Annotated in this window: 13 protein-coding genes; 12 read left to right on the top strand and 1 reads right to left on the bottom strand. The window is 71.6% G+C overall.

Features of this window, described 5'->3' with window-relative positions:
• Positions 1-171: 171 nt before the first annotated feature.
• From ssd to ACH01S_RS21265, 9 genes are all read left to right on the top strand, one after another.
• A complete protein-coding gene (gene ssd / locus ACH01S_RS21305) occupies positions 172-1,254 on the top strand; it encodes a septum site-determining protein Ssd (RefSeq protein WP_067893933.1) in 1,083 nt (360 codons plus the stop codon).
• Positions 1,255-1,570: 316 nt separating this feature from the next.
• The gene (locus ACH01S_RS21300; RefSeq protein ID WP_067893929.1) at positions 1,571-2,716 is read left to right on the top strand and encodes a TadA family conjugal transfer-associated ATPase; all 1,146 of its coding nucleotides are present in this window, start codon (positions 1,571-1,573) and stop codon (positions 2,714-2,716) included.
• Positions 2,713-3,408 (top strand): type II secretion system F family protein, encoded by a 696-nt coding sequence (locus ACH01S_RS21295; RefSeq protein ID WP_067893926.1) that lies wholly within the window; start codon positions 2,713-2,715, stop codon positions 3,406-3,408. The genes ACH01S_RS21300 and ACH01S_RS21295 overlap by 4 nt, the downstream gene beginning before the upstream one ends.
• 895 nt (positions 3,409-4,303) lie before the next feature.
• Positions 4,304-4,717 carry a type II secretion system F family protein gene (locus ACH01S_RS21290; RefSeq protein WP_246236488.1) on the top strand — a complete coding sequence of 138 codons (414 nt, stop codon included), beginning with the start codon at positions 4,304-4,306 and terminating at the stop codon, positions 4,715-4,717.
• 150 nt (positions 4,718-4,867) lie between these two features.
• On the top strand, positions 4,868-5,005 hold the full coding sequence (locus tag ACH01S_RS21285; RefSeq protein ID WP_222869203.1) for a DUF4244 domain-containing protein: 138 nt from the start codon (positions 4,868-4,870) through the stop codon (positions 5,003-5,005).
• A gap of 11 nt (positions 5,006-5,016) precedes the next feature.
• On the top strand, positions 5,017-5,436 hold the full coding sequence (locus ACH01S_RS21280; RefSeq protein ID WP_067893920.1) for a TadE family type IV pilus minor pilin: 420 nt from the start codon (positions 5,017-5,019) through the stop codon (positions 5,434-5,436).
• Positions 5,433-5,849 (top strand): Rv3654c family TadE-like protein, encoded by a 417-nt coding sequence (locus ACH01S_RS21275; RefSeq protein ID WP_067894243.1) that lies wholly within the window; start codon positions 5,433-5,435, stop codon positions 5,847-5,849. The genes ACH01S_RS21280 and ACH01S_RS21275 overlap by 4 nt, the downstream gene beginning before the upstream one ends.
• Before the next feature lie 248 nt (positions 5,850-6,097).
• Complete coding sequence (locus ACH01S_RS21270) at positions 6,098-7,387, top strand: hypothetical protein (protein WP_067893917.1); 1,290 nt, start codon at positions 6,098-6,100, stop codon at positions 7,385-7,387.
• Positions 7,388-7,943: 556 nt separating this feature from the next.
• Positions 7,944-8,318, top strand: coding sequence for a hypothetical protein (locus ACH01S_RS21265; RefSeq protein ID WP_067893914.1), 375 nt, complete (start codon positions 7,944-7,946; stop codon positions 8,316-8,318).
• Between the two features lie 976 nt (positions 8,319-9,294).
• Here ACH01S_RS21265 and ACH01S_RS21260 read toward each other — a convergent pair.
• The gene (locus ACH01S_RS21260; protein ID WP_083980951.1) at positions 9,295-11,613 is read right to left on the bottom strand and encodes a DEAD/DEAH box helicase; all 2,319 of its coding nucleotides are present in this window, start codon (positions 11,611-11,613) and stop codon (positions 9,295-9,297) included.
• A 249-nt stretch (positions 11,614-11,862) separates the two neighbouring features.
• On the opposite strand from ACH01S_RS21260, the gene ACH01S_RS21255 reads away from it, so the two are divergent.
• From ACH01S_RS21255 to ACH01S_RS21245, 3 genes are all read left to right on the top strand, one after another.
• Positions 11,863-12,216 carry an STAS domain-containing protein gene (locus tag ACH01S_RS21255; protein WP_021597910.1) on the top strand — a complete coding sequence of 118 codons (354 nt, stop codon included), beginning with the start codon at positions 11,863-11,865 and terminating at the stop codon, positions 12,214-12,216.
• An 18-nt stretch (positions 12,217-12,234) separates the two neighbouring features.
• Positions 12,235-12,678 carry an ATP-binding protein gene (locus ACH01S_RS21250; protein ID WP_067893912.1) on the top strand — a complete coding sequence of 148 codons (444 nt, stop codon included), beginning with the start codon at positions 12,235-12,237 and terminating at the stop codon, positions 12,676-12,678.
• A gap of 1,291 nt (positions 12,679-13,969) precedes the next feature.
• Positions 13,970-16,402, top strand: a complete 2,433-nt coding sequence (locus ACH01S_RS21245) for a sodium-translocating pyrophosphatase (RefSeq protein WP_067893909.1) — start codon at positions 13,970-13,972, stop codon at positions 16,400-16,402.
• Positions 16,403-16,764: the final 362 nt, after the last annotated feature.

The following is a 16,764-nucleotide window of genomic DNA, read 5'->3' as shown; positions in this document are numbered from 1 at the left end:
CCGGGGTCGGTCGGTTGCCTGGGGCCGGTCGGGTCGTTCAGGGCCGGTCGGGTCGTTCGGGGGCGGTCGGTCGTGGGGTGCGGCGAAGTTATCCACAGTTCGCGCGACGTCTTCATCGCCGCCGTTGCGCGCCGCAAGGTGGATGTCTCCGAACGTCGAAGGAGCATCCCGATGAATCTCGCGGCACTGATCGTCACGGGCGACCCTGTCCTGGCCGACGGCCTGCTCCGCCTCGCGGCCGCTGCCGACGCCCACGCCGAGGTCGCCTGCGGCGCCGACGAGGCCAGAGCCGCCTGGACGTGGCCCGCCCTCGTCCTGGTCGGCGCCGACGTCGCGGCCGACGCGGCGTCCGCCGGTTTCCCGCGCCGCCCCGGTGTCGTCCTGGTCACCCCCGGCGCCGCCACGTCCGAGACGTACCGGCTGGCCGTCGAGGTGGGCGCGCAGGACGTCGCCGCCCTCCCCGACCACGAGGACTGGCTGGTCGACGCCTTCGCCGCCGCGGGTGAACCCGAGGGCGGCTGGGCCACCACGCTCTGCGTCACCGGCTCGCGCGGCGGCGCGGGGGCCAGCGTCCTCGCCGCCGCGCTCGGCCTCACCGCCGCGGGCCAGGGCCTGCGCACCCTGCTCGTGGACGCCGATCCGCTCGGCGGCGGCGTCGACCTCATGCTCGGGCTGGAGGAGCGCGAGGGCGTCCGCTGGCACGACCTCGCCGAGCGGCGCGGCCGCCTCAACACCGCGACCCTCCGCGAGACGCTGCCGTCGTCCGGCGACCTCTCCGTGCTGTCGTGGCGGCGGGGCGCGCCCGTCCCGGTCTCCGGCGAGTCGGCCCGTTCCCTGCTGGACTCGGCCGTCCGCGGCTTCGACCTGGTCGTCGTGGACGTCCCCCGCTACCCGGACGACGTCGGCCGCGCCGCCCTGCGCTCCGCCGACCTCACGTTCGTGCTGGTCCCGGCCGAGGTCCGCGCGACGGTCGCCGCCGACGGCCTCGCCGCGTCCCTCCGCCGCGACACGGGTGAGCTGCGGCTCGTCGTCCAAGGCCCGGCCCCGGGCGGCCTCACGGCCGACGCGGTCGCGCACGCGCTCGACATCCCGTCCGCGGGCTCCTACGAACGCGACCGCCGCCTCCCGGCCGCCATCGACGAGGGCGCCCTCGAACGGGCCTGCCGCCGCGGCCCCCTCGCCGAGTTCTGCGCACGCACCCTCGCCGACCTGGCCCTCCAGCCCTACGCCTACCGAGAAGAAGCCGCCGCATGACCACGACAACCCGCCCACCCCACCCCCCTCCCTCGCGACCGCCCTCCAACTCGACAAATCGCAGCAAGGCGAAGACCCTCGGCCGTTGGAACACGTCACCCAGAGGCCGAACAGCACGACCCCAACGAATCCCCCCGCCCTCGGGTTCTGTGGGTGATCGCCCCTCGGCAAGGGCGGAGCAACGTGACGGCGACGATGCAAATTTGGCGGCGCTCGCCCCTCGGCGGGGGCGGAGCAACGTGACGGCGACGAAGCGAAACCGGCAGCGTCCGCCCTTCACGGGCCTTCGGGCCGCGCTCCAGAGAGGCGGGGACGGGTGAGCAGTCTGTCCAACGCTGTCCGGGGCCGTCTCGCCGACCTCGGTGGCGAGCCGACCACCGGCCTGGTCGCCGCCGCGCTTCGTGCCGAGGAGCGGCTCCTCGGCGACCGCGAGGTGCTCGCGCTGGCCGACGAGTTACGCGCCGAATTCGTGGGCGCCGGTCCGCTCGAACCGCTGCTGCGCTCCCCGGACGTCACCGACGTCCTGGTGAACGGGCCCGACGAGGTCTGGATCGACGCGGGCTCCGGGCTCGTCCGCACCGCCCTCCGGTTCCCGGACGAGGCGTCCGTCCGCCGCCTGGCCCAGCGCCTCACCGCCGCCGCAGGACGCCGCCTCGACGACGCGTCCCCCTATGCCGACGCCCGCCTCCCGGGCGGGGTACGGCTGCACGCCGTCCTCCCGCCGATCGCCGCGACCGGTACGTGCATTTCCCTCCGCCTGCCGCGCCGCCGCGCCTTCACCCTGGACGAGCTGATCGCGGCCCGCACCGTCCCGCCCGAAGGGGCGGACCTGCTCGCCGCGCTGATCGAGTCCCGAGCCGCCTTCTTGATCACAGGAGGTACCGGAACTGGGAAGACGACGCTTCTGAGCTCTCTCCTCTCGCGGGTGGACGCCTCCGAACGACTGGTCCTGGTCGAAGACTCGGCGGAGCTGAGACCGTCCCATCCCCATGTGGTCCGCCTGGAGGCGCGCCCGCCCAACATGGAGGGCGCGGGCGGCGTGACCTTGAACGACCTCGTCCGCCAGGCTCTGCGCATGCGCCCCGACCGCCTGGTGGTGGGCGAGGTCCGAGGCTCGGAAGTCGTCGTCCTCCTCCAGGCGCTGAACACGGGCCATGAGGGTGGCTGCGGGACCCTCCATGCGAACAAGGCGGCGGACGTTCCGGCCCGCCTGGAAGCGCTGGCCTGCGCGGCGGGGCTCTCGCGGGAGGCGGTGCACAGCCAGTTGTCCGCCGCCTTGGACGTCGTGGTCCACCTGGTCAGGGAACCGGCTGGTGGCCACCGCCGCGTGGCGGAGGTTTGCCTTCTGAGCCGAGCGCCCGACGGACTGGTGGGCGTCGTCCCGGCGGTGTCGTTCACGCCGTCCGGCGAATTGGTCTCGGGCCCCGGCGCCGAGCTCTTGTCCGCGCGGCTCGCGTCATGAACACCACGCTGGTGTCGCTCTGCGCGGCCGTCGCGGTCTGGATGCTGCTGACCCCGTCCCCGGCCGCCATCCGCCTAGGCCGCCTCGTCCCGCCCCGGACCGCCAAGCCGTTCAAGTCCGCCAAGACCAGGGTCGATGCGCTTCGGGCCCGCAGGACGCTCCCTCAGCGCCGACGCACGTCCGTCATCGAACTCTGCGACGCGATGGCCGCCGAACTGGCCGCCGGCCGCACACCCGACGAGGCGTTCGCGGCGGCCACCGCCGTCCTCGACCCGGACGTCTCGAAAGAACTCCTGAACGTCCCCCATCCGCCCTTCGAGCACTTGGCGGAACTGGCGAACCGCCCAGGAGCCGAGGGCCTACGCCTCTTGGCGGCCTGCTGGCGAGTGGGCGCTGAACGCGGCGGGGCACTGGCCACCGTCCTGGACGGCCTGGCCACCGCCCTCCGCGACAAGGAGGCCCAGCGCCAGGATGTCGCCGTCCAACTGGCGGCCCCACGCGCGACCGCCCGCCTCCTGGCGGCCCTCCCCCTCTTGGGCCTGGTGATGGCCGCCGCCTTCGGCGCGCGCCCGCTGTCCTTCCTCTGCGGGACGCTCCCCGGCCTCGCCTGCCTGGTCACAGGCATCGCCCTCAACCTGACCGGCCTCTACTGGACGCGCCACCTGGCCGAATCGGCAGAGTCCCCGCACTGACCGCCCTCACGAGACGAGGTGAAGAGATGACGACATTGATGGCCATCCTCTGCGCGGCGGCCTCCGCCTACTTCCTGGCCCGCCGCGCCAACCCCGCCAATCAACGCCTCACGAACCAGCTCCGCAGACCAGCCCCGCCCCGCGCCCCCAGCACCTCGCACCACCCACGGAGCGGACCGTCTCCCTCCCCGAGGAGTCAGGATCGCGAAAACGCATGGCTGGCTCCCCTCGAACACACAACGCCACCTGACCAAGGAAGCGCACCCACCCGATCCCCCTGGCGCCCTGCCCAGCGCCACGGCAGACCAGCCCACCGCCCCAATCCCTCCTCACCTGAGCCTGGGACGAGCGAGCAACAGATCACCCGGCGGCGGGGTGAGCAGGCGTGATCTGGTGGCCCGACCAAGGCCGCGGGAGTGGCCGGTCGCGCAGGAGTCCGAGCCTTACGACATGGCTTCACGGCCCCGTGGGGCGCCGAAGCGGCAACCGTGCCGACGCACCCACGGATAGGCGGCGGAACGAACCCGGCCCGCGCACCGGCGGGCTTCATAGCCGTGGCCGAGCGACTCGCCCCCCTCAGTCGGCGACACGGCGGCGGCCCGCGTCGAGACCGGCGACCGAACCCGGCGAGACCGGACATCGTCCCGGACCGCCGGGCGAAGGGAGGCATCGCGCGGACGACAGGCGGTCAGACGCAACGCGACGGCGCGACATCCTTCTGCGGCGCGCCGCTGCGGGAGCGGTAGGAGCGTTCTGCCTGCTGACCTTCGGCGGAACGCCCGGCGCGGTCATCGGAGTCCTGGCCGCGATCACCGTCTGGCTCTCGTTCAACCGCCTGGGAAACGCCGAGCAGAAGCGCAGGAGGGCGCGTCTCGTCGCCGATCTGCCCGTCGCGGTGGACCTCCTCGCCGCGTGCCTGCGCGGCGGCGCCCCATGGCACGAGGCGGTCGCGGCGGTCGCGGACGCGGTGGACGGTCCGCTCGGCGACGAGCTGCGAACCGTCTCCGTCCAGATCCACCTGGGAGCTGACCCGGCCGAGGCGTGGCTGGCCCTCGCGAAGGAACCGCCGCTCGCGCCGCTCGCCCGAGCGGCGGTCCGGGCGTCGTCCACCGGTGCGGCGCTCGCGCCGACGCTGAGCCGTCTCGCGCAGGACCAGCGGCGTGCGGCGCGCGCGGCGGCGGCCGCCAGGGCCCGGGCGGCGGGCATCCATTCCCTCGCGCCGCTGGGTCTGTGCTTCCTGCCCGCCTTCGTCCTGCTCAGCGTCGTCCCGGCCGTCGCCGGGATCGCCCTCACGATCCTCGTGCCATGACGAGACCCGAGTTATCCACAGGCGAGCGTTCTCCCGTCGCATTGAGCGTCGGCCCAGCAGCCTGGAAGAGAACGACGAACGGAAGGAGCCCTCATGCGGGCCAGATGGACGGCGGTGCGGCGATGGTGCGGGACGTGCAAGGACCGAGGGATGACCACCGCCGAGTACGCGGTCGGCACGCTCGCGGCCACGGGGCTCGCGGCCGCGCTGTTCAAGGTCGTGACCAGCACCAAGGTGAGGGGGCTGCTCTTACACGTCGTCGAGAGGGCCCTGCGGCTCGCCGGCTGAGGGACCGTGGGATGGTCACGGCGGAGATTGCCGTAGCCCTCCCCAGCCTGGTCCTGATCACGGCGATCGCGCTGTGGGGCCTGGTGCTCGCCTCCGTCCAGCTCACCTGCACGGACGCCGCGCGAACCGGCGCACGGGCCGCGGCGAGAGGCGAGTCCCTGGACGCGGTGCGCGAACTGGTGGTGAAGGCCGTCCCGGAAGGAGCGACCGTGCGCGTTACCCGCGATCAGGCCACTGTCCGGGTGGACGTCTCCGCGTCCGTCAAGCCGCCCGCGGCCGCTGGGCTGGCGACCTTGACCGTCCACGCCCACGCCGTCGCCGCCACAGAACCGGGCCCCGGACCCGACCCGAACGAGAGCCCATCGCCGACGACCCCAGGCGACCCCGCCCGTCCGACCCCGCAGCACAAGGGAGGAGGCCAGGCGTGGTGAGACGTGGTGGTGCCTGGCGGGTCGCCCTTGGGTCGGATCGAGGATCCGGGACGGTCTGGGTGCTCGCGTTCGCGGCCGTCATCTGGGTCGGCGGGGTGGCGGCGATCGCGGTGGGCGGGGTGCGCGGCGTCCGGCACCGTGCGGACGCGGCGGCCGACCTGGCCGCACTGGCCGGGGCGGCCCGGGCGGTGGAGGGCGCGGGCGTCGCGTGCGACAGGGCGAAGAGCATCGCCGCCGAGTACCGGACGCGGTTGACGCGGTGCCGGGTGAGAGGAGAAATCGTGGAGGTCTGGGTGACAGCGGACATGCGGGTGCCCATGGGGATCGGGGAGTTGAGCGTCGTATCGCGTGCGAGGGCTGGTCCTCCAGGGGCGGAACGGCGTAGCCTGGCGCGACGAAGCTCGTTGCACTGAGTGTCAATAGGGCGGAAGGGGTGCGGAGGATGAGAACGCCCGCATCTTTGTCATCGTCCTGTGACTCTTGCTACTCGGCAGTACGTTACGCTGCCGTAAGCACGTGGTTATCACTCGGCATGCTGTGTCCCGCGAGGTCCTCGGCGGGATGAGACGAGCAGGACGCTGTCGAAGGGATTGAGGCCGTGACCGTCATTCGCAGGATCGGTGCAGTAGCACTCGCCGCACCCCTTGCGATGAGCCTCCCCATGATCGCCCTGCCCGCCCGGGCGGCCGCCTCGACGAGCGTCATCACCCCGGCGAGCGGCACGGTCATCACCAGCGGGTCGGAGCTGACCGCCAAGGCGCACTTCGACTTCGCGCTCACGATGCAGTTGTGGGTGGAAGGCCCCGGGATCGGCAGCAGGGTCCTGCAAGAGAAGGGCCTTGTCGGCGACCTGTCCGGGACGTTCCCGATCAGCCGCAACGGCACCTACAGGGTCTACCTGAAGGGCAAGCAGACCAGCCACATCTACGACTCCAACACGTTCACCGTGCGCATAGCACCGGCCGCACCCACCGGGGTGTCCGCGCAGGTGTCCGGCAGCAAACTCGTCGTGCGCTGGAACCGCGGCCTTGAGGACGACCTCACCGGTTACGCGCTCTCCGGCTCCGGGGTGGCGTCCACGTCCGGTTCGATCGGCTCGCTCTGCAAGGGGACGAGCTGCTCCGCCAGCCTCTCGGTGACCAGGTCGAGCGGCCCGGTCTCCGTCGGCGTCCGCGCGCGGCGCTCCACCGGGACGGGCGGCTCGCTGTACTCCGGCGCCGCCAGCGCGAGCGCACTGGTCGGCGGCGGGTCCGCGGGCCTGCCCGGCGGCAGCGCGCCGACCCTGCCCTCGGGCTCTGGGGCGCCGGGCACCGGAACCCCGCTGACGCCCTTCAACGGCGACTCGCCGGTGACCCTGCCGTCCGTCCGGCCCAACGGGGCGACGCCCGGCCTCGCCTACCCCGCGCCGCAGATTGCCACCGAATCGCCGAGGGCGCAGAACGTCGCAGCCACCGACCGCCTGCAGTGGGGCAAGAGCGTGGGCATCGCGCTGGTCCTGCTGATCGCCGCCGCCCACCTCGGAACCTGGACGCGGCGCCTGCGCGTCGCCCAGGCCGGGACGAGCAGCAAGGGCACCGCCGCCCGGCTCGCGCGCAGCGGAACCGGCCGCAAGCGCGTCCGGCGGGCACGCGAGCAGATCGCCCGCGCCGAAGCCCGCGCCAAAGCGGCCCCCGTCATGCCCCTCATCGACAAGCCCGACGAGCCCGACAAGGCGGACGCGGCGGAGAAGCCCGACGGGGCTGAGAAGCTCGACAAGCCAGGGAAGCGCGGTAAGGAAGCAAGCTCTCCGCCCTCCGGTACTGCGACGCTCGTCGACGCGGCACCGGCCGGTAAGGCGGCGGGCGCCGTCCGCCGTCCCGCGACACTGAGCAAGCGCTCCGGTGGCGTGACCGTCCGCCTAGCCAAGTCCGGCCCCAGCCCGAGACCCAAACGAGCCCACCGCCGCAAGTAGCCCACACCGAACCGCACCGTCCAGCACAGGCAACAGCACTCCAAACTCCCCAGCCCGTCACGCCCAAGACGGCACCGTCCAGGTCACTCGGGCGGACGGTTCTCCTGACCTGCTGGCTGGCGTATGGCCGGGCTCGCTGTGTCATCTAGATGTAGCTGCGTCCGACGTATTGGGTGCTTCCTGCTCGACTCCTTCGCGCTCAAGCCAGGGCCGTTGGCTCCGGTTTCGCCTGTGGGAGGGACGCGTGCACCACTCCAATTGGGTGCGCCGACTTCGTCGTGGGCCGCCCTCCCGTCTGTCTTGTCGATGGGCGGGGCGGGGGCGTGGGTTTGTTGTTGCAGGCCAGGGATTCTGTCTGCGGGTCTGCGGGTGTTTCCGGGGTGTGGTGGGCGATCCGGTGCTGGACGGGGAGGGCTGGCGAGGGGTTTGGGCGGGGGTCTAGGCTGCCTTGCCAGTCGGATCGCCCGGTTGGTCCGGCGTTGCGCGTCCTTCGTCCGAGGCTTCGGCCCCGTCCTGTCCCGGGAAGTGTGGGCCCGTTGGAGAGGAGACCTTCCGCATGATCTTCTTGGGACTGTTCGTCCTGTTCGCCGCCGTCGCGGCCGGTGTCGTGGTGGTGCTGGACAACACGGGCCAAGCCCACGTGACCGTGTTCGGGGACGAGGTTCCGGGGATCACCGAGCAGTGGCACGTCTTCATGGCGGGAGCGGTCGTCGCGATCGTGTTCATGGCGGGCCTGATGGTCGTGGCGCTCGGGTTCAGGCGGTCCATGGGCATGCGGCGGGAGTTGCGGGATCTGCGGGACGAGCACGCCGAGTCCCTGCAGACGCTGGAGATGGAGCGGCGACGGCTGCAGCAGGCGCTGGCCCAAGCGCGGCGCGGCCGTGACGACCAGCCCGCCACCGTCCCGGCGCAACGGGTCGCGCCCAGCTAGGAGAGCCACGAGCCTCGGCCAGTAGGACGCCACGCTCAGAGACGGCCGTCCGGCAGCGGGCCGTCGCGCCCCAGCTAGGCGCATGCCGCAAGCAGGACGGCGCCGACCGGCCAGGGCGCGTCTGGGATCGGGACGTCGCGGCCGTCTAAGGACGTCCGCCTCTGGGCGTCGCAGCTGACCAGGGGAATCCAGCGGCGAGACGGCGTGCCGACCGAGACGCACGGCGGCCGGGACGGCGCGCTAGCTAGGTAGCGTGCGGCAGGGGAAGGTGCTCTGCTCCAGCTGGGGCCTACGCAACGGGACGGCGTACTCAGCTTGGGCCGTCCGATAGCGGGAGGACTGTCTGGCCGGGGCTGCGCAGTGGGACGGCGTGCTCAGCTTGGCCATCCGTTAGTGGGACGGCGTGTCTGGCCGGGCCTGCCTGGTAGGACGGCGCGGCTAGCTAGGAGCGTGCGACGGGGGATGGTGCGTCTAGCTAGGGGTCTGCGGGTGGGACGGCGCGGTTAGCTGGCAGCGGGCGATAGGGGGATGGTGTCTGGCCAGGGCCTGTGCAGCGGGACGGTGCGCGCTCGGCTTGGGGCCGTCCGGTGGGGGACGGTGCCTCTTGCGAGGGATATGCAGCCGGGCGGGGCGCTGAGCTTGGGGCGGCCCGTAGGGGCGGTGTGTCTGGCCAGGGCATGCGCGGTGAGATGGCGCGCGCTCGGCTTGGGGCCGTCCGATGGGGGGACGGTTTCTCTGGCTAGGGATGTGCAGTCGGGCGGGGCGCAGAGCTTGGGGTGTCCCGTAGGGGGTGGTGTGTCTGGTTAGGGCGTGCGCGGTGAGATGGCGCGCTCGGCTTGGGGCCGTCCGGTAGGGCCCCGGTGCCTCTGGCTAGGGGTGTGGAGTGGGACGGGGGGCTTTGCTTGGAGCGGCCCGTAGAGGGACGGTGTGGCTGGTTGGGGTGCGGGGGCGGCTCGGCTGAGGGTCTTGGTTGTGGTTAGTTCGGGGCGTCTGACAGTAGGACGGCGAGGAGGGTCAGGGCGCCTTGTTTGTCCAGCGGGTCGTTGCCGTTTCCGCACTTCGGCGACTGGATGCAGGACGGGCAGCCCGACTCGCACTCGCAGGACGCGATCGCGTCGCGGGTCGCGCGTAGCCAGGATGCCGCGTCCGCGTAGCCGCGTTCGGCGAAACCGGCTCCGCCCTCGTGCCCGTCGTACACGAAGACGGTGAGGAGCCCGGTGTCGGGGTGGACGGCCGTGGACACGCCGCCGATGTCCCACCGGTCGCACGTCGCGAACAGGGGGAGCAGCCCGATGGACGCGTGCTCGGCGGCGTGGGCGGCGCCGGCCAGGTCGAGGTCGTCGTCCGGCTCCAGGCCGGAGATCTGGGCGTCGGAGAGTGTCCACCAGACGGCGCGGGTGCGGAGGGTGCGGGCCGGGAGGTCCAGGGGCTTTTCGCCGAGCATCTCGCCCGTTTGCAGGTGGCGCATCTGGTAGGCGACGACCTGGCGGGCGACTTCGACCGTGCCGTAGTAGAGCGTGGCCTCGCCCCAGGACGTGGTGCGCAACCGTTCCACGATGGTGATGTCGGTGACGTCGCGGGCTGTGGTCGAGTAGTCCGGGTCGGCTGATTCGACCAGGGCGACGGAGTCGTCCAAGTCCAGGGTCTGGACGATGAACGAGTTGCCTTGGTGGATGTAGACCGCGCCTTCATGGACGGTCGTGTGCGCCGACGCTTCGTCGACCGTGCCCAGCAGGCGTCCGGTGCCCATCTCGACGACCTGGATCGGCGCGCCGCCCGCGCCCCGGATGTCGGCCAGGTCGGCGGCCCGCTCGCGGCGCGTCCAGTACCAGCCGGCGGGGCGGCGGCGCAGGAACCCGCGCCGGACGAGGTCGGGCAGCAGGTCCTCGGTGGCCGGGCCGAAGAGCGGAAGGTCGTCCTCGGTGAGCGGCATCTCGGACGCGGCAGAGCAAAGGTGAGGTTCCAGGACGTACGGGTTGTCGGGGTCGAGGACGGTGGCCTCGACCGGCGTCCCGAAGATCGCCTCCGGATGGTGGACGAGGAACGTGTCGAGCGGGTCGTCGCGGGCGAGCAGCACGGAGAGGGACGCCTGTCCGGAACGTCCGGCGCGTCCGGCCTGCTGCCAGAGCGACGCGCGCGTGCCGGGCCAGCCGCAGACGAGGACGGCGTCGAGCCCGGAGACGTCCACGCCCAGTTCGAGGGCGTTCGTGGTCGCCAGTCCGACGATCGAGCGGTCGCGCAGCGCGGCCTCCAACTCGCGTCGCTCCTCAGGGAGGTAACCGGCGCGATAGGCGGCGACCTGTTCCGCCAGAGCGGGGACGACTTCGTGCAGCGCGCGCTTGGCCCCGAGTGCCACCGACTCTGCCCCGCGCCTAGAGCGGACGAACGCGAGCGTCTGAACGCCCTCTACGACGAGGTCGGCCAGAAGGTCACCGGCCTCCGCTGTGGCGGTGCGTCGCACAGGGGCACCATGTTCCCCGCGCAGCTCGGTGAGGGGTGGCTCCCAGAGCGCGAACGTCGCGGGGCCACGTGGTGAGGCATCGTCGTCCACCGCGACGACGTCCAGCCCAGTGAGACGGGACGCGGCGGTAGCGGGCTCTGAGGTCGTGGCAGACGCGAGTACAAAGGTCGGGTTCGCGTGGTACCGGGCGCAGATGCGGCGCAACCTGCGCAGGACGTGCGCGACATGCGATCCGAACACACCGCGATAGCCGTGCGCCTCGTCGACGACCACATAACGGAGTCGGCGTAGGAAAGACGACCAGCGTGAGTGGCTCGGCAGGATCGAGCGGTGGAGCATGTCCGGGTTGGTCAGGACGTAGTTGGCGTGCTGCCTGACCCACGTCCGTTCGTCCTGGGGCGTGTCACCGTCGTAGGTCGCGGCGCGCAGGCGCGTGAGGCGCAGGGAGCGGAGCGCGCGGAGCTGGTCCGCCGCCAGGGCCTTGGTCGGGGAGAGGTAGAGAAGCGTTCCCTCGTGGCGAGGATTCTCCTCCCCCGCATAGATCGCCGCGATGCCGGGCAGCAGGTAGGCGAGCGATTTCCCGGACGCGGTGCCTGTGGCGATGATCACAGAGCGTCCCGCATGGGCGTGTTCGGCCGCGGTCGCCTGGTGTTCCCAGGGGGCCTCGATGCCGGCCGCCGCCAGCCGTTCCAGCAGGAGCGGCGGCGCCCAGGCGGGCCACTCCGCGCGACGGCCCTGACGTGCGGGAACGCGCTCGACATGAGTGATGCGCTCGCGTCTGGTCGGGTCGGCCAGCAGGCGGTCGAGAGGGGTTGAAGATCTTTGGGCGCCCATGAGGTTTTCAGTTTGCCAGCCGGGGCAAAACAACGGGAACGCCCCGGCGCCGGAGGGCCCGTTCCCCCTGCCCTGACCCCTGGAGCAGCAGGTCAGACGGGACGGCGCGAACTTTCGCCCGTGTGGACGAATACCCACGTGGACGGTGCCGGAGCGTGGTTGAATCACGGCGAAGTCTCGCCGTCCGGCCCCCTCCCGGAGGCTCGGAAGGCGAGATCAGATTGTGCTGCACGGCGCGCTGGAGGATCTGTGGACCTGAAGGTGAACGACTACACCACCGACGATGGCCTCACCGTCATCAACGTGGAAGGCGAGATCGACGTCTACACGGCGCCGAAGCTACGCGAGAAGCTCATCGACCTGGTCAACAAGGGCAAGTTCCACCTGCTCGTGGACATGGAGAAGGTGGAGTTCCTGGACTCGACCGGTCTCGGCGTCCTCGTCGGCGGGTTGAAGCGGGTGCGCGCCCACGACGGGTCGCTGGAGCTGGTGTGCACCCAGGAGCGCATCCTCAAGATCTTCCGGATCACCGGGTTGACCAAGGTCTTCGGCATCCACGACTCGATCGCCGAAGCCGAGGAGAAGCGCAAGGGCGCCAAGTAGGGGCGGCCTGTAGCTGAGATGGCGACCGTTGAACTGTCCTTCAGTGCGCTGCCCGTCCACGTCCGGACCGCCCGGCTGATCGTGACCGCCGTCGCCCGCCGCAGCGGCGTGGCCGAGCCCCTGCTGGACGAGGTCAGGCTCGCGGTCGGCGAGGCGTGCTCGCGCGCCGTGGAAGCGCACCGCAGGCACTGCCCGGACGAGCCCGTCCGCCTGGAGTTGAGCGGCGCCGACCGCCGCTTCGAGGTGACCGTCAGCGACACCGTCCCCGGGGACGACGCGGCGGGGGGCCTGCCGACGGCCCCGGACGCGGACGAGTTCGATTTCGGCCTCGGCGGCGAGGGCACCGCCGAACTGGGACTGGCCGTCATCGCCGGCCTGGCGGACGACGTCGAGATCGCCGCCACGCCCAAGGGGGTCCAGATACGGATGAGCTGGCCGGCCGAGGCCGAGGCGACCATCTGACGCGCGCTCACCGCACCACCCGAAGGCCCCGCTCCGGCGGGGCCTTCACTCGTCCCGGGGCCTCGCTCCTCCTACCTCGGAGCAGCGCCTTCACCGTCCCCCCACACCACCTGCCGCGCCCGCCCATGCCAATGGCCCCCGGCCCGCCAAACACCACGCAGCCTGCCGGGGCTGCGCCGTCTGGCCGGGATGCACCGCCTCCCGGGGTGCGCCGCCTCCCAGGGCCGCGCTGCCCGGCGGCGCACCGCCTGCGCAACATCCGCCTGCCCGCAGGGAGCCCGTCGTCCGCCCTAGGCCTGCTCCGCCGCAAGCCAACCGCGTCCCGCACGCTTTGCTCCTGCCGCGAGCTGACTGTCTGCACGCGCTGCTCTGCCGCGAGCCGATCGTCCGCCGTGTGCTGCTCCGGCCGCGAGCTGACCGCCCGCCGCACGCGGCTCCCGCTACGAGCTGCCTGTCTGTCGTGTGCTGTTCTGGCGGCAAGCCGACCGCGTGCCGCGCGCTGACTGTCTGCAGCGCTGCTCTGCCGCGAGCCGATCGTCCGCCGTGTGCTGCTCCTGCCGCGAGCTGACTGTCTGTCGTGTGTTGCTCCGGCGGCGAGTCGATCGTCTGCCGCACGCGGCTCCCACTACGAGCTGACTGCTGCCGCGTGCTGCTCCGCCGCGAGCCCACTCGGCTGCCGCGCGCTTGCTCCTGCCGCGAGCTGACCGTCCGTCGCACACTGCTCTGCTGCGAGTTGATCGTCCGCCCCATGCTCGCTCCCGCGGCGAGGCGTCCCCTCTCCGCCGTCTGTCCGTGCCCGTGTCCGGGTGCCTGATGACCGCCCGGTAGCGGTCGTTTCGGCGTGTCGGACGGGCGTCCGGGACGAGGCCGATGAGCCTGGTGGGGCCTCAGGTGTGAGATTCTCGTGTGGTTGATCTAGGTTTCGTCGATTTGGGTCTAGACATATTTCGTGTTAAAGCCTAGCTTTAATGGAGACGCCAGCGACCCCGCTGATGCGCCCGCTGCCGCTTGAGCGCGGCAGGGTGGCTGCGGGGTAATAACGGCCCAACCCCCGTTGACCTGGGAAGATGCCGCATGAGTCGGCTTTGAGGTCAAATTCCGGCGTATCGTTCATTGCATTTCGGCGACATCCTCCTCAAGGGCCCTGCGGCCTTAACATTCGAGTGCCGCCTGCGTAGACTCCCGGGACCCGCGCTGCCGTGCGAGGCGTTCGAAATCATGACTCGCGGGGTACGCGGTAAAGATCGTCTTTTTGCGATCGAGATCGCAACACCCCTGTCGAGGAGGACGGATGTCTGGGCTTTCCCTGTCAAGCCCGGCCAGCGCAGAAGTAGATCTCGGCGGCGGCGACCTGTCATTGGTCGTCGTCGTCGCTGTGATCGCACTGCTGGCACTGGCCGTCGCCGCGGGTCTCGTGCGCGATGTCCTGGCCGCGGGCCAGGGCACCGACAAGATGCAGGAGATCGCGCGAGCCGTTCAGGTAGGCGCGAGCGCCTATCTGAAACGCCAGTTCCGCACGGTCGCGGTCTTCGTGGTGCTGATCCCGCTCGTCCTGCTCCTGCTCCCCGCCGACTCGACCGGTGAGCGGATCGGACGGTCGGTCTTCTTCGTCATCGGCGCGATCTTCTCGGCGGTCACCGGGTTCACCGGCATGTGGCTGGCGGTTCGGGGGAACGTCCGGGTCGCCGCGGCGGCCCGCGAGGAAGGCGGCGAGCGGACCGCGATGCGCATCGCGTTCCGCACCGGCGGCGTGGCGGGCATGTTCACCGTGGGCCTCGGGCTGTTCGGCGCGGCGATCGTCGTCCTCGCCTACCAGGGCGACGCGCCGAAGGTGCTGGAGGGCTTCGGCTTCGGCGCCGCGCTGCTCGCCATGTTCATGCGAGTCGGCGGCGGAATCTTCACGAAGGCCGCCGACGTCGGCGCCGACCTGGTCGGCAAGGTCGAGCAGGGCATCCCGGAGGACGACCCGCGCAACGCCGCGACGATCGCCGACAACGTGGGCGACAATGTCGGCGACTGCGCCGGGATGGCCGCCGACCTGTTCGAGTCGTACGCGGTCACGCTGGTCGCGGCGCTGATCCTCGGCACCGCGGCGTTCGGCACCCAGGGGCTCGTGTTCCCGCTGGTCGTCCCCATGATCGGCGTCATCACCGCGGTGATCGGCATCTTCGCCGTGGCACCCCGGGCGGGCGACCGCTCCGGGATGACGGCGATCAACCGGGGCTTCTTCATCTCGGCGATCATCTCCGCGGTGCTGGTGGCGATCGCCGCGTTCGCCTACCTGCCCTCGTCGTTCGCCGACCTGAAGGGCGTCACCGACAAGGAGATCAGCGGCCTCGACCACGACCCGCGCCTCGTCGCGCTCGGCGCCGTGATCATCGGCATCGTGCTGGCGAGCGCGATCCAGCTGCTCACCGGCTACTTCACCGAGACGAACCGCAAGCCGGTCAAGGAGGTCACCGACAGCGCCCGGACGGGCCCGGCGACCGTCATCCTGTCCGGTATCTCGCTCGGCCTGGAGTCGGCCGTCTACACCGCGCTGGTGATCGGCGCGGCCGTGTACGGCGCGTTCCTGCTCGGCTTCGGCAACACCACCGTCGCGCTGTTCGCGGTGGCGATGGCGGGCACCGGGCTGCTGACCACGGTCGGCGTCATCGTCTCGATGGACACCTTCGGCCCCGTCTCCGACAACGCCCAGGGCATCGCCGAGATGTCCGGGGACGTCCAGGGCGAGGCCGCGAAGGTGCTGGAGCGGCTGGACGCGGTCGGCAACACCACCAAGGCGATCACCAAGGGCATCGCGATCGCGACGGCGGTGCTCGCCGCGACCGCGCTGTTCGGCTCGTTCCGGACGACGGTGATCTCCGCGATCAACGACGCGTCCGGGGACGCGAAGAAGGCGCTCGGCGACTTCGCCGCGTTCAACATCTCGATCGACAGCCCGAACGTCCTGATCGGGCTGATCATCGGCGCGGCCGTCGTGTTCCTGTTCTCCGGCCTCGCGATCATGGCGGTCGGCCGCGCGGCCGGACGCGTCGTGGTCGAGGTGCGCGACCAGTTCCGCACCAAGCCCGGGATCATGGACTACACCGAGAAGCCCGACTACGACCGGGTCGTCTCCATCTGCACGGCGGACGCGCAGCGCGAGCTCGCGACCCCCGGACTGCTGGCGATCATGACTCCGATCGCGGTCGGCTTCGCGCTCGGGTACGCGCCGCTCGGCGCCTACCTCGGCGGCGCGATCGCGGCCGGGGTGCTGATGGCGGTGTTCCTCGCCAACTCCGGCGGCGCCTGGGACAACGCGAAGAAGCTCGTCGAGGAGGGCCACCTCGGCGGCAAGGGCTCCGAGGCGCACGAGGCGACGGTGATCGGCGACACGGTCGGCGACCCGTTCAAGGACACCGCGGGCCCCGCCATCAACCCGCTGATCAAGGTGATGAACCTGGTCGCGCTGCTGATCGCGGACGCCGTCGTCCGGTACGCGGACAACACGGCCCTGCGCGCCGGGGTGACCGTCCTCGCCGTCGCGGTCGTGGTGGCCGCGATCGTCGTGTCCAAGCGGCGCGCCGACCCGATCGCCGAGCCCGCGGGCGGCGGCGGCGCTCCGCCCGCCGCGGCGGCGAGCGGCGAGGCGAAGGGCGGCGCGATCGAGGAGGCCCCGGTGGGCGCCGAGGACACCAAGGCCGAGGCGGGCAACGAGGAGGAGCCGGCGAACAAGGGCTGACAACCCATCAGTCAGGGAAGGGCCGGTGGCAGGTGCCACCGGCCCTTCGCACGTCCAGGCGGCGTCGGCGGAGTTATCCACAACCTGTGGTTCGTCTTCCCTGGGCGTGGGAGGGGTGTTGACATGGGGGGTAAGCGGCCCGCCCCCGGGCGGGAGGGGCCTGCTTTTCGACATGGCGGGGGGCGGACGTACGCTTATCGAGGAACGCGGCGCTTCTACGACGCGGATTCTCCACGCGGAGCAGCACAGGGCCTCGCGGAGAACGCGGAGTCTTCCCGGAAGAACACGCACGGAGCCCCGGAAACGCGGGGGTCTCCCCGGGAGCAACACGGAGCCTCGCAGGGAGCGCAGCGTCCGATCAA

Origin of the sequence: Actinomadura chibensis NBRC 106107 (genome assembly GCF_001552135.1) — a bacterium.
In the GTDB taxonomy this organism is placed as follows: Bacteria; Actinomycetota; Actinomycetes; order Streptosporangiales; family Streptosporangiaceae; genus Spirillospora; species Spirillospora chibensis.
This window is presented reverse-complemented; position numbering and strand designations above follow the sequence as displayed.

What these genes read in the sequence shown, in the direction of transcription:
- ssd (WP_067893933.1), top strand. Translation starts at nt 172, where the DNA reads ATGAATCTCGCGGCACTGATCGTCACGGGCGACCCTGTCCTGGCCGAC.
- ACH01S_RS21295 (WP_067893926.1), top strand. Translation starts at nt 2,713, where the DNA reads ATGAACACCACGCTGGTGTCGCTCTGCGCGGCCGTCGCGGTCTGGATG.
- ACH01S_RS21285 (WP_222869203.1), top strand. Translation starts at nt 4,868, where the DNA reads ATGACCACCGCCGAGTACGCGGTCGGCACGCTCGCGGCCACGGGGCTC.
- ACH01S_RS21280 (WP_067893920.1), top strand. Translation starts at nt 5,017, where the DNA reads ATGGTCACGGCGGAGATTGCCGTAGCCCTCCCCAGCCTGGTCCTGATC.
- ACH01S_RS21270 (WP_067893917.1), top strand. Translation starts at nt 6,098, where the DNA reads ATGATCGCCCTGCCCGCCCGGGCGGCCGCCTCGACGAGCGTCATCACC.
- ACH01S_RS21265 (WP_067893914.1), top strand. Translation starts at nt 7,944, where the DNA reads ATGATCTTCTTGGGACTGTTCGTCCTGTTCGCCGCCGTCGCGGCCGGT.
- ACH01S_RS21260 (WP_083980951.1), bottom strand. Translation starts at nt 11,613, where the DNA reads ATGGGCGCCCAAAGATCTTCAACCCCTCTCGACCGCCTGCTGGCCGAC.
- ACH01S_RS21250 (WP_067893912.1), top strand. Translation starts at nt 12,235, where the DNA reads ATGGCGACCGTTGAACTGTCCTTCAGTGCGCTGCCCGTCCACGTCCGG.
- ACH01S_RS21245 (WP_067893909.1), top strand. Translation starts at nt 13,970, where the DNA reads ATGTCTGGGCTTTCCCTGTCAAGCCCGGCCAGCGCAGAAGTAGATCTC.